The organism is Streptomyces sp. NPDC050287 (genome assembly GCF_044459385.1).
Lineage (GTDB): Bacteria > Actinomycetota > Actinomycetes > Streptomycetales > Streptomycetaceae > Streptomyces.
Genome location: NZ_JBITIY010000008.1, coordinates 163,982 through 179,256, shown reverse-complemented (window position 1 = coordinate 179,256; position 15,275 = coordinate 163,982). Strand labels below are relative to the sequence as shown.

The 15,275-nt window shown below is 69.8% G+C and carries 11 protein-coding genes; 1 reads left to right on the top strand and 10 read right to left on the bottom strand.

The features are described 5' to 3' along the window. Positions 1 to 6 precede the first annotated feature (6 nt). Positions 7 to 1,083: a transposase family protein gene (locus tag ACIBK3_RS28875; protein ID WP_399370280.1), complete on the top strand. Its 1,077-nt coding sequence runs from the start codon at positions 7 to 9 to the stop codon at positions 1,081 to 1,083. Here ACIBK3_RS28875 and ACIBK3_RS28870 read toward each other — a convergent pair. The 10 genes from ACIBK3_RS28870 to hpaB all read right to left on the bottom strand — a co-directional run bounded on the left by ACIBK3_RS28870 (position 1,073) and on the right by hpaB (position 15,220). After that, positions 1,073 to 2,599, bottom strand: a complete 1,527-nt coding sequence (locus ACIBK3_RS28870) for a carboxylesterase/lipase family protein (protein ID WP_399370278.1) — start codon at positions 2,597 to 2,599, stop codon at positions 1,073 to 1,075. The two genes, ACIBK3_RS28875 and ACIBK3_RS28870, sit on opposite strands and share 11 nt — an antisense overlap. A gap of 174 nt (positions 2,600 to 2,773) precedes the next feature. Continuing rightward, complete coding sequence (locus ACIBK3_RS28865; RefSeq protein ID WP_399370277.1) at positions 2,774 to 4,210, bottom strand: aldehyde dehydrogenase family protein; 1,437 nt, start codon at positions 4,208 to 4,210, stop codon at positions 2,774 to 2,776. Beyond that, complete coding sequence (locus ACIBK3_RS28860) at positions 4,207 to 5,739, bottom strand: GMC family oxidoreductase (RefSeq protein WP_399370275.1); 1,533 nt, start codon at positions 5,737 to 5,739, stop codon at positions 4,207 to 4,209. The genes ACIBK3_RS28865 and ACIBK3_RS28860 overlap by 4 nt, the downstream gene beginning before the upstream one ends. Positions 5,740 to 6,008: 269 nt before the next feature. Continuing rightward, a complete protein-coding gene (locus tag ACIBK3_RS28855; RefSeq protein ID WP_399370273.1) occupies positions 6,009 to 7,340 on the bottom strand; it encodes an MFS transporter in 1,332 nt (443 codons plus the stop codon). Positions 7,341 to 7,714: 374 nt separating this feature from the next. After that, on the bottom strand, positions 7,715 to 8,671 hold the full coding sequence (locus ACIBK3_RS28850) for a helix-turn-helix domain-containing protein (protein WP_399370270.1): 957 nt from the start codon (positions 8,669 to 8,671) through the stop codon (positions 7,715 to 7,717). A gap of 196 nt (positions 8,672 to 8,867) precedes the next feature. Next, positions 8,868 to 9,872: a 3,4-dihydroxyphenylacetate 2,3-dioxygenase gene (gene hpaD, locus ACIBK3_RS28845; protein ID WP_399370268.1), complete on the bottom strand. Its 1,005-nt coding sequence runs from the start codon at positions 9,870 to 9,872 to the stop codon at positions 8,868 to 8,870. Further along, positions 9,869 to 11,398 carry a 5-carboxymethyl-2-hydroxymuconate semialdehyde dehydrogenase gene (gene hpaE / locus ACIBK3_RS28840; RefSeq protein WP_399370266.1) on the bottom strand — a complete coding sequence of 510 codons (1,530 nt, stop codon included), beginning with the start codon at positions 11,396 to 11,398 and terminating at the stop codon, positions 9,869 to 9,871. The genes hpaD and hpaE overlap by 4 nt, the downstream gene beginning before the upstream one ends. After that, positions 11,395 to 12,327, bottom strand: coding sequence for a 4-hydroxy-tetrahydrodipicolinate synthase (gene dapA / locus ACIBK3_RS28835; RefSeq protein WP_399370264.1), 933 nt, complete (start codon positions 12,325 to 12,327; stop codon positions 11,395 to 11,397). Before dapA ends, hpaE begins: the two co-directional genes overlap by 4 nt. After that, positions 12,324 to 13,769, bottom strand: a complete 1,446-nt coding sequence (locus tag ACIBK3_RS28830; RefSeq protein ID WP_399370262.1) for a fumarylacetoacetate hydrolase family protein — start codon at positions 13,767 to 13,769, stop codon at positions 12,324 to 12,326. The genes dapA and ACIBK3_RS28830 overlap by 4 nt, the downstream gene beginning before the upstream one ends. Then, positions 13,769 to 15,220 (bottom strand): 4-hydroxyphenylacetate 3-monooxygenase, oxygenase component, encoded by a 1,452-nt coding sequence (gene hpaB / locus ACIBK3_RS28825; RefSeq protein ID WP_399370260.1) that lies wholly within the window; start codon positions 15,218 to 15,220, stop codon positions 13,769 to 13,771. Before hpaB ends, ACIBK3_RS28830 begins: the two co-directional genes overlap by 1 nt. Between the last annotated feature and the right edge of the window lie 55 nt (positions 15,221 to 15,275).

Genomic DNA, 15,275 nt, shown 5'->3' with positions numbered 1-15,275 from the left:
GGAGTGATGCCGGCAGTGCTGCGCTGTGACCAGCGGCCCGGCGACCTGGCCGGCGGCAACGGAGTACACCGCACCACCGTGACCCGATGGGTCCGGGAGGTCGTCGGTCTGCTCGCCGCCCGCACCCCACGCCTGGACCGGGCCCTGAAGAAGATCACCCGAAGGGGCGGCGGCATCGTACTGCTGGACGGATCGGTGATCCGTACCCGGCGCAGAACCGGGACGGAAAACCGGAAGAACTACTCCGGCAAGAAAAAATGCCACGGCCTGCTCGTGATCGCCCTCACCGACGACCGGGACCGACTGCTGTGGATCTCGGCCCGCCCCGGGCGCACCTCGGAGATCACCGCCTGCCGGCACGACAAGCTCACCCAGAAACTGCAGGAAGTCGGGCTCGGCGGTTCCACAGTCGGTCGGGTTGACGCCGGCCGCGCGGACGGCGACCAGATCTCACTCAGCCCCGGTTCGGGCCGGGGCAGTTCCACCTCCTTGAGCACCTCGGGGGGATCGTGGGTGTCCTGGCGGATGGCGCGCATGGTGGCGGCATTGGGATTCGTCATGCGTCCAGCGTCGCGGCCTGCCACTCCTCGGCGCCATGGCATGGATGCCAACGGGTTCACGCCGTGGCGCCAGGGGGGCAGGCGATCTACGAGTCACCGCCTGACGAGGCGGCGGCGCCTCAGGTGTGCTGCTCAGCGCCCAGCATGGCCTTCGCCGCTCAACGCGGTCACGCCCAGCTGGTCATGGTCGGCGACTCCCCATGCTGCTGCAGGGTTGCCAGGCACCGGTGACCGCGAGGCAGGCGGAGTGCTCACGTGCCGTGGCTCAGCTCTACAACGCCTGTGGTGCTGTCCGCTCCATAGCTGGACCTGTTGGCCGGCAAGCCCGCTCATGCGAACTGCCTCGCGAGACGACACGACGTTCGAGTGCCGTCCGGGTCCCGACGCACCCCCATCCAGGCACTCGGCCACAGTCGGCCGGGGAGGCACACCTGGATCTGGACACACCCGGGTTCCCGGCCCTCCACGGTCGCCGCCACCCTCGTCCCACAGCAGGGAGGCGTCAGTCAGGGCTATGAGGTGATCAGTGGAAGCGCGTTGAACACATGGCCTTGCCAGAGGCGGCGCGAGGCTTCCTCCGGGTAGGGGGTGGTCATCGGCTCCGTGTCGAGGATGCGCGTCTGGCGGTGCTCGGTGTCGTAGGCGGGCCAGCCCGGATCGCCGGTGGTCGCGAAGGAGGTCCAGGCCGCGCGGACCAGACCGGAAAGGGCGTCGGCCTCGTCGAGGTGCGCGGGGCCGATCAGGTCTGCGCCAAGACCCGCGAACGTACCGAACACGAGCGGGATGTCCAGCGCGTGGCAGGCGCCCATGGCACCGCCGTTCGCCGGTGCGGCCCAGGTGAGTTCGTAGACGTGGGTCCGGCCGCCTCCCGCCACCTGGGCTTCCGCGAGGTGCAGTGAGGGCATGCGGAAGAGCCAGTCGGACTGGACGAGCTCGAAGAGGCGCTCCGCCGGAGCATCGGGGAAGGCGGTGCGGTAGGCGTGCCCGGGGTCCGCGCCCGGCCCGAACGTCTTCAGCGCTGCGGCCGCCAGTTCCTCACCGACCTGTCCGAGGAGCCCGCCCAGTGCCATGAACAGCCGGTACTCGTCCCGGGTGTGCCCGATGATCAGCTCCACCTCGCGTGCGGCGCCGTCGGCGAGCGCCTGCCACGGATCGGTCGGCAGGACCTCGCCGTCGACCACGGGGGAGTAGGCCGTCGACGTGTGCGCGATCGGTCCCCAGCGGTCCGCGTGCTGACTCATCCGGGCGCCGAGGGCAGCCCCCACATCTGGGAGTTTGTGCGGATCCACCGCCGAGAGGTCGCTCACCGTGGGCCGTAGCCCGAGCTCACCCGCCAGGGCGGTGGCGATGTCGGTGGCCAGCTCGCCGGAGAAGAAGGTGCCGCACACGCTCTGTGCGATGGCCCGCCGGAAGAGGCCTCGCGCGCTCGGCATCGCCAGCAGCGCGGCGACGGACCCGGCGCCGGCTGATTCGCCGAACACGGTGACCTGGCCGGGGTCGCCGCCGAAGGCGGTGATGTTCTCCCGCACCCACGTCAGGGCCGCGACCTGGTCGAGCAGTCCGCGGTTCGCCGGCGCCCCCTCGATGTGGGCGAACCCCTCCATGCCGACTCGGTGGTTGAAGGTCACCACGACGACATTTCCGTCACGGGACAGCCGGCTGGGATCGTAGGCGGGGTCGTCGACGGAACCGAACTTGTAGGCCCCGCCGTAGATCCACACCATCACCGGGCGCCTCGTCGCCGGGTCCGGATCCGGTGTCCAGACATTGACGGTGAGCCAGTCCTCTCCTCCGGGCGTGGAAAGGGGTATGGCAGGGCTCAACGGCTCCTGCGGTGGCGGGGGACCGAACACGAACGTCTCGCGCGTGCCCTCCCATCGACGCACCGGCCGCGGCGCGGCGAAACGCAAGCTGCCCACCGGGGGTTCGGCGAACGGGATGCCCCGGAAGACCGCGAGACCGTCCTCGTGGCGGCCGCGCACGACGCCCCCCACGGTGGCGACGTCGGGAATCGGTTGTGTGGCCACGACACTCCTCATTGAGCTCTCCGACCGCCGCGCGGTCGCTGTACGAAAACCAGGCGTCGGCTGCATGGTTCTTCAGGCACCTGGACGGCCGCGCGGGCGGACGGACAGGCGGAAAGGCCGCGCATGATCCTCAGGATTGTGCGGTCCGAACCCGCGGGGGCTGCCTGTCCGCGACGGGCGGGCACCTCAGGCGAGCGAGGTCCACACGCTCTTGACCTCCGTGTACGCGTCGATGGCTGCGCTGCCCATCTCCCGGCCCCAGCCGCTGGCCTTGAACCCGCCCCAGGGGGCGGAGGCGTCCACGGGGTTGGGCATGTTGATGAACACCGTGCCCGCGCGGATGGAGCCCGCCACGCGGTGCGCCGCGCCCACGTCGCGGGTCCATACGGCAGCCGCCAGGCCGTACTCGGTGTCGTTGGCGCGGGCGACGGCCTCGTCCTCGTCGTCGTACGGCAGGACGGACAGCACCGGGCCGAAGATCTCCTCGCGGGCGATGCGCATGTCGTCCCGTACACCCGTGAACACGGTCGGCTGGTAGAAGAAGCCCGGCAGGTCGTCGACGGGGGCCCCGCCGGCGAGCAGCTGGGCGCCTTCCTGGACCCCGCTGCGCACCAGTGCGTGGACGTGGTCACGGTGTTCGCCGGTGACCAGGGGGCCGAGCTCGGTGTCGGGCGCGCTGCCCGCGCCGAGTCGCATCCCGCTGACGGCCTTGGCACAGCGCTCGGCGAACTCGTCGGCGAGGGAGCGGTGGACGAGGAACCTTGTGTACGCGGCGCACACCTGGCCGCTGTTGAGGAGCGCGCCCTGAAGACAGCCCGCCACGGCCGCGTCCAGGTCGGCGCCGGGCAGTACGAGGCTCGGTGCCTTCCCGCCGAGTTCGAGCGTGACCCGCTTGAGGTTGCCCGCGGAGGCCCGGACGATCTCCCTGCCGGTCTCGGTCGAGCCGGTGAAGGAGACCTTGTCCACGCCGGGGTGCTCGACGAGGGCCCGGCCGGCCTCGGGACCACCGGTCAACAGGTTGATGGCGCCGTCCGGCACACCGGCCGCCCGGCACAATTCGACGAGCCGCACCGTGGTCATCGGGGTCTGTTCCGCGGGTTTGACGATCACGGTGTTCCCGCAGGCGAGGGCCGGTGCGATCTTCCAACTCGCGATCATGAGCGGGAAGTTCCACGGGGTGATCAGCGCGCACACTCCCACCGGCTCGCGCTTGGTGTACTGCAGCACGCCGGGGAAGGACAGCGGCGCCGTCTCTCCGTAGATCTTGGTGACCCAGCCGGCGTAGTAGCGGAAGTGCTCGGCGGCCGCGGCGACGCTGACCGCCATGGAGATGCCGAGCGGCTGGCCCTGGTCGCGGGTCTCCAACTCGGCCAGTTCCTCGGCGTGTTCCTCGATGAGGTCGCCGATGCGCCACAGGATCCGGGTGCGCCGGGCCGGGGTGAGTCCCGCCCACTCCGGGTTTTCGAGGGCGGCGCGGGCGGCCCGTACGGCTGCGTCGGCGTCCGCTGCTCCGGCGTCGGACACGATGGCGTGCGGGCTGCCCGTCGCCGGGTCCAGGGTCTCGAACTCCGCTCCGGAGGCCGCGGCTTGCCACTCGCCACCGATGAGAAGGGTATTGGTCACAGCTGTGCTCCCAGGATGAAGTCGGCGCAGCGCTCGCCGATCATGACGGCAGGTGCGTGGGTGTTGCCGGAGGTGACGGAGGGCATGACGGAGGCGTCCGCGACGCGCAGTCCGGCCACGCCGTGTACGCGCAGCTGCGGATCGACGACCGCCGTACGGTCGATGCCCATACGGCAGGTGCCCACCTGGTGGTGATAGCTGAGGAGGGTCCGCTTGATGTACGCGGCGACCTCCGCGTCCGTACGCACATACGGTCCGGGTGCGACCTCGCGGGCCCGCCAGTCGCCCAGCGACTTCTCCTCGCCGATCTCCCGCACTTGCTGCACGGCCCGCACCATGGCCGCGAGGTCCGACGGCTCGGAGAAGTAGCCAGGGTCCAGGGCAGGAGCCTGGGTGGGGTCGGCCGAGCGCAGCCACAGGCGGCCCCGGCTGAGCGGACGGATCGTCCCGGCGAGGACCGAGAAGCCGTGGCCCTCTTCCGGAACGTTCATGTCGGGCACCGGCAGTGGCAGGTGAGACATCAGCGGCTGCAGGTCCGGCACGGCCAGCGCCGGGTCGGACTTGGCGAAGTAGTGGGCCTCCAGTTTGTTGGCCGTACCCTGCGGCACCGGCCGAGCCGACTCCCACACCACCGGAGCGAGGGTGTGGTCGTGCAGGTTCGCGCCCACGCCCGGCAGGTCCGCGGTCGTCCCGATCCCGAGGGCCCGCAGCTCGTCCGCCGGCCCGACCCCGCTGAGCAGGAGCAGCTGGGCCGATCCGATGGTGCCGCCGGACAGGATCACGTCGCCTTCGCAGCGGATCTCCGTCGTACGGCCCTCGCGCAGCAGCTCGACGCCCCGCGCCCGGCCACCGTCGACCAGGACTCGCGTGACCGCGGCGCCGGTCATCACCGTCAGCAGCGCACTGTCGAGCACCGGCTCCATGAAGGCGGTCCACGCGCTGACCCGCCTGCCGTCGCGGATGTTGCGGTGCAGCAGGTTCACGCCGAGCTGGTCCTGGCCGTTGCAGTCGTCGTTGTACGCGATCCCGTAGTCCTGGCATGCCTCGATGAAGGCGGTGGTGACCGGGTTGGGGGAGTGGTTCCGGCTGACGGGCAGCGGGCCGCCGGCGCCGTGGTAGTACGACGCGCCGTCCTCGAAGTCCTCCGAGCGTTTGAAGTACGGCAGCACCTCGTCGTACGACCAGCCCGCCGCTCCCTGGTAGGCCCAGCTGTCGTAGTCGGCCCGGTTGCCGCGGACGTAGATCATTCCGTTCAGGGCGCTGGAGCCGCCGAGGACCTTGCCGCGCGGCCAGAACACCCGGGTGCCGGAGGAGTGCTGTTGGCGTTCGGTGGTGTACGCGTGGTCCTGCGGGGAGTTCCACAGTTCCCACAGTCGCCCCGGGTCATGGATGGCCGGGTTGTCGTCCCGGTCGCCCACCTCGATCAGCAGGACGGCCCGGCCGGCGTCCACGAGTCTGCGGGTGAGGGCACAGCCGGCGGAGCCGGCGCCCACCACGATGTGGTCGTAAACGATGTGTGTTGCTCGCATGACGGGAGGGTCACAGGCGGACGGGCTGTGCGCTTGTGCCGTTGTGCACGGGCTGTTGCGGAGGCGGGCACGAACGGCTGTGCACGGGCGGACGGACCGGCCCTGCGGCCGGGCGCACCTTGCCCCTGCAGGCCTATGGGCGACCGCGGCTGCGGTGGGTGACCGGGCCGGACCGCGTGGGCGAACGGCTGGTCCGAGGCAGCACGCGACGGGCCAGGACCACCGAAATGGTCCTGGCCCGTCGCGGGAGTCGTAGAAAGGGGGGTCGGTCAGGACACGGCGGATGCGCTCGTGGTTCGCTCCGCAGCGCCGTCGCCGACCGCCGCCGCTTCCTTCCTGCGCAGGACGGCGGGAGCCGTCTCCTTCAGCCCGAGCGCGAGCAGGACGACCAGCCCGGCACCCGCCGCCGAGATGTACATGGCCGTCTGAAGCCCCCAGTTGTCGGAGGCCCACCCGGCGATCACCGGAGCGAGGAAACCGCCGGCGAGCTCACCGATGCCCATGACCAGGCCCAGGGCGGTCGCCAGCGCGCCACGGGGGACGGTCTCCGCGGGGATGGTCGCCATGAACAGGGTGAAGCAACCGAGACCCGTATACGTGAGCACGACCACTGCGCCGAGCACCAGAGGACTGCTCACATACACCACGGCCAGGGGGCAGAGCGCGGCCATCACCGTGAAGACGATCAGTGTGTTCTTGCGGCCGAACCGGTCCGAGATCCCCGGTGTGACGAAGCCCCACAAGACCCACGCCACCCCGAGGCAGGTCACGACGCCGCTCATCGTCGCGGGTGAGAAGCCCTTGACCGAGATCATGTAGACGGGTGCGAACGTGATGATGACGAAGAACCAGGTCATGTACGCGCAGGCGATCAGCACGCAGAGGATGATGTTGCGCTGCCGGAGGATGCTGCCGATGCTCGGCTTGGCCGCGGCATCCGCGGATTCCGCCACGGGCGCCGTCATCACACCGCCACCGGGCGGCTCCTCCCTTACCGACCGCCAGATCCACAGGGCGAGCAGCAGGCCGGGGACGATGGTGATGACGAACGCCAGTCGCCAGCTGTACTGCGTGGCGATCCAGACCACCGCGAGCGGGCAGAGGATGCCGCCCATCAGTCCGGCCGATGAGCCCTGCAGCAGGCCCATGTTCAGGCCGCGCCGGTGTTCCTGGGATGCCTCCACCATCAGAGACTGCGACGCCGGCAGTACGGCACCTTCCGCCAGCCCCATCAGCGCCCTGGCTCCCAGCAGCGCGACGAATCCGGTGACCAGCCCGCTCGACGCCGAGAGGCAGGAGAAGAGCACCACCGCGATGATGATCACGGGCTTACGACGGCCGAGCCGGTCGGACAGGCGTCCGGAGATCATTCCGGACAGGGCCCAGGTCAGCGCGAGGACTCCGGCGAGCGTGCCCAGGGCGGTGTTCGAGAGGGGGATGTCCTTACTGATGAAGGGGACGAGGAAGAAAAGTGCCTGCCGGTCGAAGAAGACCAGGCCGAAGCCCAGGAAAAGGATGACGAGCAGCTTGTTCTCGTAGCGGCGGGCGTCGGAGCCGGCGCCACCGAGCGGAGGGGGCGCGGCGGATCGCTTTCTCAGCATGAATGCCTCATTCGTCGGATGAGCGGGAGCCGGAGAGGCAGGAAGGGAGAGCCGTGGGGAGAAGAGACAGCACGGGGCTGTCGATCAGCGCAGTGATGCGCTTTGGCCCTGGGGCGGTCGGGACGTCAGCCCGTTCTTGTGTCAGTGGATGTTCCTGCGTAAGCCGCTCACTGTCGCCCGGGAGGCGGACCCGTGAGGAGTGTGCGGCTCTCTCTCACGACGGGAGGGTGCACCTCGGCGGCCCACTCCGGCTTGCGTGATGGTGCACCGGCCCTTGCTGGGGCGGGCACGATCGGCAGATCCGCCGTGTTCGGGACGTACTGCGACAGGCAGCGAAAGGTCGGCGAAACCGCGTGACCGCCGCTGAGCGCTCGCTAGGCGCCGAGCGCTGTGCGCCCGGCCCCGCGTGCCTCCGACGGGCTCATGCCGTAGGCGCTCTTGAATGCGTGGCTGAAGTGGGCGGGGTCGGGAAAGCCCCAGCGGCTTCCGACGGTGGCGACGGGCATATGGGCGAGCGCGGGGTCCGCGAGGTCGCGCAGGCACTCGGCGAGGCGACGCTCCCGGAGCCAGCCCGAGACCGTGTATCCCCGCTCGGCCAGCAGCTTGTAGAGGAAGCGCCGCGAGATGTGGTGGGCGGCCGCGATCCGGTCGGGGCCGAGCCCCGGGTCGGAGAGCCGCTGCTCCATGTACGTGAGGATTCGCTGGGCCAGCAGCTCCCGCCCGTCATCCTGCTGCGTCACGTGCACGGCGCACCGGTCCGAGAGCATCGCGCCGACCAGGTCGACCACGCTGTCCGCGAGCCGCGGCGTGCCGAGAGCGTCCAGTTGCCGCACCTGCCCGGCCAGTCCGCACAGGAACGGGTGCACCACGGGCCCCAGTCCGTCGCCGCACGACACGGTGGTGGCGATCACGCGGGTCAGGTCGCGTTCGGGCAACCGGAGCATGACCCGCGGGAACATCAGCACGAGTGTGCGGTACCGCTGGTCGAAGTCGAGTGTGTACGGGTGCCGGGTGTCGTAGATGGCCAGCTCGCCAGGCTTGAGCAGGGCCTGGCGGTCCGCCTGGGTCAGCATGCACTGCCCGGCCAGCTGAAGACTCACCTTGACGAAATCGGCCGGGTCGGAGGCGATGTGCCTTCGGGTGTGGGCGACGCCGTGCGGATCCGCGGCCACGACAGACACCTGCACCGCGCCGAGCTGGGCGGTGTGCAGGGAGGCACGGAAATCGGGAACCTCGCGCGGCAGCGCCTCCAGCGGCACAAAACTCTGGCCGACCACTTCCCGCCAGAACTCGAAGCGTCCTGCGGAGGTGTGGTCTGACGGAGTCGTCATCGAGGGCATGGGTCTCCTCTGCGGGCCCTTCGGCAAGCCGGCAGGTAGGCGTGCCGCCGGATACTAACTGTCGTATCCGGTTTTTACAAAGTGTGATGAATGGGGTGTATGAGAAGATCCCGAGTCTGTCGAGGGCGCGGTGAGGGGGTCCCGGAAGGGCGCGAAGCGCCTCCGGTCCCCCCAGCCGACCGGAGTATCAGCCGAGGCCGTCGGCACCCACCTGAACCGCGGACTCGTCGAGGACGGTGTCGGTCACGGGCTGCGGGCGTCCGTCCAGGTCGAGGACGGGGGCGGCCTCCTTGTACCAGGACTCGATGACGGCGTTGCCCCAGAAGTCGCGGCGGCGGTCGTCGCGCACGTTCCAGCGGTATGTCTCGTGGTCCGGGTCACCGGTGTAGTAGTCCGAGGTGTAGATCTCCACGCGGTGGCCGTCGGGGTCCCTCAGGTAGAGGTAGAAGGCGTTGGAGACGCCGTGCCGGCCGGGGCCCCGTTCGATGTGGTGCTCTTTGTGCAGCGAGCCGAAGATGTCGGCCGCGCGCAGTACCTGGTGGGACTCGTGGGTGGCCACCCCGAGGTGGTGCAGGCGCGGCCCGGCACCCCCCGTGAAGGCGACGTCATGGACGGTCTGCTTGCGGTACATCCAGGCCGCGTACAGCTCGTGCTCGTCACCCTCGATCGTTTCCGAGCAGCCGAAGCCGAGGGACTGGTAGTGGGCGTATGCGGCCGGGATGTCGGGGGTGCAGATGTTGAAGTGGTCCAGGCGGGCGATCTCGGCGCCGTGGCGGATGTCGTAGCGCTGGATGAGGCGCTCGGCGCGGGCGATCTCGTGGAAGAACTCCACGGGGAAGCCGAGCGGGTCGATGACGCGGACCGCGTCGCCGACACCGTGCGTTCCCTCGCCCTTCTTCAACCGCTTGACCGGGCAGCCGAGTTCGGCGAAGAACTTCTCCGCCTTGTCGACGTCTTCGGGGGTGCGGACGCGATAGGAGATGTGGTCGAGGGCCGCCAGGTCGCCCTTGCGCAGCACCAGCGAGTGGTGGGTGAGTTCGTCCGTGCCGCGCAGGTACAGCGACTCGGCGTCCTCGTACTGCACGTAGAAGCCGAGCATGTCGACCCAGAACCAGCGGGCGGCACCGAGGTCGGTGACGGCGAGCTGGGCGTAGGCGGACCGGATGACGTCGGGGGCGTTCGAGGCGGTCATGATGTGGCTCCGAAGCGGGGGGTGTGCACCTCGGCGAGGGCGACGTGGACGATCTTCGATTCGGTGTAGAAGTCGATGCTGTGGGCGCCGCCCTCGCGGCCGACGCCGGAGGCCTTGACCCCGCCGAACGGAGTGCGCAGGTCACGGACGTTGTGGGAGTTGATCCAGACCATGCCGGATGCGACGGCATGCGCGATGCGGTGGCCGCGCTTGAGGTCCGAGGTCCAGACGTAGGCGGCCAGGCCGAACTGCGTGGCGTTCGCGAGTTCCACGGCCTCGGTCTCGTCGTCGAAGGGAGCGACGGCCACGACCGGGCCGAAGATCTCCTCCTGGAAGATACGGGCGTCGCGTTCCACGTCGGCGAAGACGGTGGGCTGGAGGTAGTTGCCGTCGGCGAGGTGGTCGGGGCGGCTGCCACCGGCGACCAGACGGCCCTCCTTCCGGCCGATCTCCACATAGTTCAGGACACGCTCGTAGTGTTCGGGGTGTACCAGTGCGCCGACCTCGGTGGCCGGGTCGGAAGGGAGCCCGACGCGTACGTTGGCGGCCCGCTCCGCCAGCCGCCGGGTGAACTCCTCGTACAGCGGGCGCTCGACGAGTACGCGTGAACCTGCCGTGCAGCGCTCCCCGTTGAGGGAGAACACGCCGAACACGACCGAGTCCAGCGCGGCCTCGAGGTCGGCGTCGGCGAAGACGACGACCGGGGACTTGCCGCCCAGCTCCATCGACACCGTCTTCAGGTGCTCGGCGGAGGACCGGATGATGTGCCGGCCCGTGTCGGTGGAGCCGGTGAAGGAGATCAGTGGCACGTCCGGGTGGTCGACGAGGGCCTGGCCGGCCTCCTCGCCGAGGCCGTGGACGATGTTCACCACTCCGGCGGGCACGCCTGCCTCTTCGAAGATCTCCGGCCACAGCGACGCGGACAGCGGGGTCCACTCGGCCGGCTTGAGGATCAGCGTGCAGCCGGACGCCAGCGCGGGTGCCAGCTTCCAGCTCTCCAGCATGAACGGGGTGTTCCAAGGAGTGATCAGCCCGGCGACTCCCACCGGTGTGCGCACCACATAGCTGAACTGATCGTCGCCCTGCCGGAACGCCTCCTCGCCGAGGGCCACGATGACATCCGCGAAGTAGCGGAAGTTCTCGGCGGCACGCCGCGCCTGGCCGCGGGCCTGCGTGATCGGCAGCCCGGAGTCGTACGACTCGAAGGCGGCGAGCCGGTCATGGCGGGCCTCGACGGCGTCGGCGATCCGGTACAGGACACCCGCGCGTGCCCGGTTGGACAGCCCGGCCCACTCCGGGAACGCTACCCGGGCAGCCGTCACCGCCCGGTCCACGTCGGCCGCGGAGCCACGCGCGGCCTGTGCGTAGGCCGTGTTGGAAACCGGGTCGGCGACGTCGAAGGTGTGCCCGTCCGCGGCGTCGACGAGGGAACCGCCGATCCAGTGCGGGATCACGGTGGGAAGGTGCTCAGGGGTGGAGGGAAGGTGCTCAGGGGTGGAGGGAAGGTGCTCAGGGGTGGTGCTCACTGCGCGGCTCCGATCTGCTGGGTGAGGTCTCCGCCCTCGCTGAGCAGCGAGCGGATCTTCGACAGGCCCGCGTCGGTGGGCGAGGTGAGCGGCGGGCGGACATGGGGCGACGCGATACGTCCCTGCTGGTGCAGCACCCACTTCGCGGGCGCCGGGTTCGTCTCGACGAACAAGAGGTCGACGAGCGGGTGCAGGCGGTAGTGGAGGTCGCGGGCACCGTCGAAATCGCCCGCCTCCCACAGCTCGTACATCCGAGCCACCGCGCCGGGCGCCATATTGGCGACAGCTGAGACGAACCCGGCACCGCCGAGCGCGAGCAGCGGCAGGCACAGCAGCTCGATGCCGGACCACACCAGCAGTGAGCGCCCGCAGGCGTGCAGCACGCGCGAGAAGTGCTCGAAGTCCTTGGTGGTCTCCTTGACGCCCACGAAGTTCTCGAAGTCGGTGAACAGCCGCTTCACTGTCTCGGGCGCGATGTCGACGGCCGTGCGCGAGGGCACGTTGTAGGCGACGATCGGCAGGTCCGGGAACTCCCGTGCGACGGTCGCGTACCACTGGTACAGCGCCTCCTGTGTGGGGCGCGCGTAGTACGGCGTGATGACGAGCGCGGCGTCGGCGCCCAGCTCCGCCGCGGCGGCGGTGAGTTCGAGGGTCTCGTCGAGCTTGTGGGATCCGGTCCCGGGCAGGAACGGGACGCGGTCGCCGATCTCCTCCACTGCCGTCCGCATCCCCGCGATCCGCTCGGCCACGCTCTGCGCGCTGGGTTCGCCGGTGGAGCCGCCCAGCGAGATGCCGTGCGAACCGGACTCCAGCTGGAAGCGGATCAGCGCGCGCAGGCTGTCGTGGTCGACGGCTCCGTCCGAAGTGAAGGGGGTGATGGCGGGAGCGATGGATCCGCGGATGGCGGACGGGTCGCTGCGGAATTTCATGTGTGTTCTCCTTGCGTGCTGTGCTGCTTGCGCCACCGCTCGTACGTCTCGTGCCAGTCGGGACCGAGGGGATACAGGCCGTCGATGTCGTGCCCGGCGCGCACCTGCTCGGTGATGAAGCGCTCCCGCAGTTCCTGCTCCCGGCAGTCGGTGATCAGGTCCTCGGCCAGCTCGGGCGGCACGACGACCACGCCGTCCGCGTCTCCCACCAGCAGGTCGCCGGGCTGCACGAGGGCTCCGCCGCAGGCGATCGGCACTCCCGTGTCCCAGGGCACATGGCGGCGGCCGAGGACGGAGGGGTGGGCTCCGCCGTGGTAGACGGGCAGCCCCAGTTCGGTGACGGCGACGCTGTCGCGCAGGCCTCCGTCGGTGACCACCCCGGCTGCTCCGCGCTGCTGGGCGCGCAGGGCCAGGATGTCGCCGAGCGTGCCGGCGGATGTGTCCCGGCGGGCGTCCATGACCAGCACATGGCCGGGTCGCAGCTGCTCGATGGCCCGCTTCTGGGCGTTCATGCCGTTGCCGTACCGTTTGAACAGGTCCTCGCGCAGCGGCAGGTAGCGCAGCGTGTGGGCGACGCCGACCATCTTCGTGTCCGGCCGTGTGGGACGCACCCCGTCGATGGACATGTGCGGCAGTCCGCGCCCCCGCAACTGTGCGCTGAGTGTGGCGACCGCGACCGAATACAGTCCTTGCTCGACGCGCTTGTCGAGCAGTGGCTCTGGGGTGAACGTGGCTCCGTGGGCGGCCTCGCGTTCGGCCGCGTCCGTCCTCGGCATCGCTCCGTACGTCTCCAGGGCGGGCCCGGAGGCGATGGGGTTGCGCAGCCGCCCTGTGGACTGTCCGCTGCCGGTGACCTCGACCTCCACCGTGTCGCCGGGGGAGACGACGGACGCGCCGGCCGGAGTGCCCGTAAGGATCACGTCACCGGGCTCCAGGGTGACCAGTCTCGACAGATCGGCGACGAGCTGTCCGAAGGGAAAGAGGAGCGTGTCGGTGGTGTCGTCCTGCACGAGTTCGCCGTTGACCCAGGTACGCAGTTGGAGTGCGTCCGGGTCGAGTTGGCGGGCATCGAGCAGCCGCGGCCCGATCGGGGTGAAGCCGTCCGCGCCCTTGGAGCGGAGGTTGGAGCCGCGGTCGGCATACCGCAGGTCGTAGACCCCGGCGTCGTTCGCGGCGGTCACCCAGCGCACGTGGGACCAGCCGTCCTCCGGCCGCACACGCTGGGCTCGGCTGCCTACGACCAGGGCTATCTCGCCTTCGAACCCGAGAAGTTCACACCCCTGCGGGCGGACGATGGCTTCCTTGGTGCCGGCCAGCGACGAGGGGGGCTTGAGGAAGTAGGAGGGCTGGGCCGGGGTCCGGCCGCGCTCCTTGGCCCGGCTGGGGTAGTTGAGATGGACAGCGATGATCTTCGACGGGGGGTTCCCCAGGGGGTGCGTCATCAGGAGCGCTCCAGGAAGGCCTGGACCTTCGCCTTGTGCGGCTCGCGGTCGTACGACTTCACGTACGCGCCGGCCATGCGGACGGGGTCGCCGAAGAAGTAGTACTCGTACAGGGCCTGTCGGCTGGAGAAGGCGGAGATGCAGGTGTCCCAGACGAGACGGAAGAGCTTCACGCGCTCGGGGCCGGTGAGGGTGGCCGACTGGAGGTAGGCCTCGATGTCGGCGGCCGCCGGGCCGGTGATGTCGAGTTCGGTCGGGGTGGCCATCAGGCCGGAGGCGCCGAGCTTGCGCAGGATCTGCGGGAAGCGCTGGTAGAGCTTGGGGTAAAGGTTACGGGCGGCGTTGAGGGGGGCGAAGGCCGGGGTCAGCACCCCGTACTCGTTGACCTCGGCGTCGGCTTCCGCCGCGCGCAGGAAGGCGCGCAGCGTTTCCAGGGTGGTGATGATCTCGGCGATGTCCTCCTGGACGTGCTGGAACTGCTCGATGCCGATGGCCTCGGTGAGCAGTGTCACCAGACCGAGGACGTACTCGGTCTTGGCGGTTGTGCGGGTGACGACCTGGTGGGTCATGTGCACCACGGACGACGTCTGCGAGTAGAAGCCGTTGCACAGTTCCGCGTCGCCGAGGGCGAAGCAGCGCTCGAAGGGCACGTGCACGTCGTCGAAGACGACCACACAGTCCGACTCCTCGAAGCGGGAGGCGAGGGGGTGGTCGTGGCGCGGGCGGTCGTAGTCGAGGGGCTCACGGGCGATGTAGCGCAGCCCGGGGGTGTCGTTCGGGATGGCGAAGGCGTACGAGTACGGCTTGTCCTCGGGGGTGCCGCGGAGCACGGTCGAGGGGAAGACGAGCATCTCGTCGGCGAAGGGGGCGATGGTGGCGAGCATGCGCGCCCCGCGGATCACCACGCCGTTGTCGTCCTCCTTCACGATGCGTGCCGCGAGCTTGCCGCCCGCCTGCTGGGTACCGGCGACGGACCGGTTGACCTGCGGCGGGATCAGCGTGTGCGTGCACAGCAGATCCTCTTCGCGGGCCTTCTCGTAGTAGCGGCGGATGTTCTCGCCGAAGGCGGGGTTGGCCTGGGCGAACCAGTCGGCTGCCGAGGCGAGCGCCATCAGGGAGCTGTTCATGTAGTCGCCGGTGCGGCCGAGCATGCCGTTGCTGTGATCGGCCCACACCTTGAACGCCTTACGGCGCTTGACGAGATCGTCGGGTGTGCGGGGAGTGAGGAAGGACGTGCCGACCGGCTCACCGGACGTGGGCGAGGCGTACGTGAGGACGTCCTTGTGTTCCTCGCTGTGCTGGAGGTCGTACAGCTCGGCGTAGGTCTGCACGACGTTGCGGAAAGCGGGGTGTTCCTGGATTCCTCCGGTGAGCGTCTCGCCTTGGATGTGCACGGTGGGGCGGGACTGGGAGAGGCGATCGAGGAATTCCTTGCCGGTGCGTGCGGCCATGGTGGTTCTCCTGGGGAGTGGGGTGGGGCTCGAGAGGGGGGTGGGACGGGCGGGA

Bases quoted from the DNA above. Each gene is read 5' to 3' on its own strand.
- ACIBK3_RS28860 (WP_399370275.1), bottom strand. From the start codon at position 5,739: ATGCGAGCAACACACATCGTTTACGACCACATCGTGGTGGGCGCCGGC.
- ACIBK3_RS28875 (WP_399370280.1), top strand. From the start codon at position 7: ATGCCGGCAGTGCTGCGCTGTGACCAGCGGCCCGGCGACCTGGCCGGC.
- ACIBK3_RS28850 (WP_399370270.1), bottom strand. From the start codon at position 8,671: ATGACGACTCCGTCAGACCACACCTCCGCAGGACGCTTCGAGTTCTGG.
- ACIBK3_RS28830 (WP_399370262.1), bottom strand. From the start codon at position 13,769: ATGACGCACCCCCTGGGGAACCCCCCGTCGAAGATCATCGCTGTCCAT.
- dapA (WP_399370264.1), bottom strand. From the start codon at position 12,327: ATGAAATTCCGCAGCGACCCGTCCGCCATCCGCGGATCCATCGCTCCC.
- hpaB (WP_399370260.1), bottom strand. From the start codon at position 15,220: ATGGCCGCACGCACCGGCAAGGAATTCCTCGATCGCCTCTCCCAGTCC.
- ACIBK3_RS28855 (WP_399370273.1), bottom strand. From the start codon at position 7,340: ATGCTGAGAAAGCGATCCGCCGCGCCCCCTCCGCTCGGTGGCGCCGGC.
- ACIBK3_RS28870 (WP_399370278.1), bottom strand. From the start codon at position 2,599: ATGAGGAGTGTCGTGGCCACACAACCGATTCCCGACGTCGCCACCGTG.
- hpaD (WP_399370268.1), bottom strand. From the start codon at position 9,872: ATGACCGCCTCGAACGCCCCCGACGTCATCCGGTCCGCCTACGCCCAG.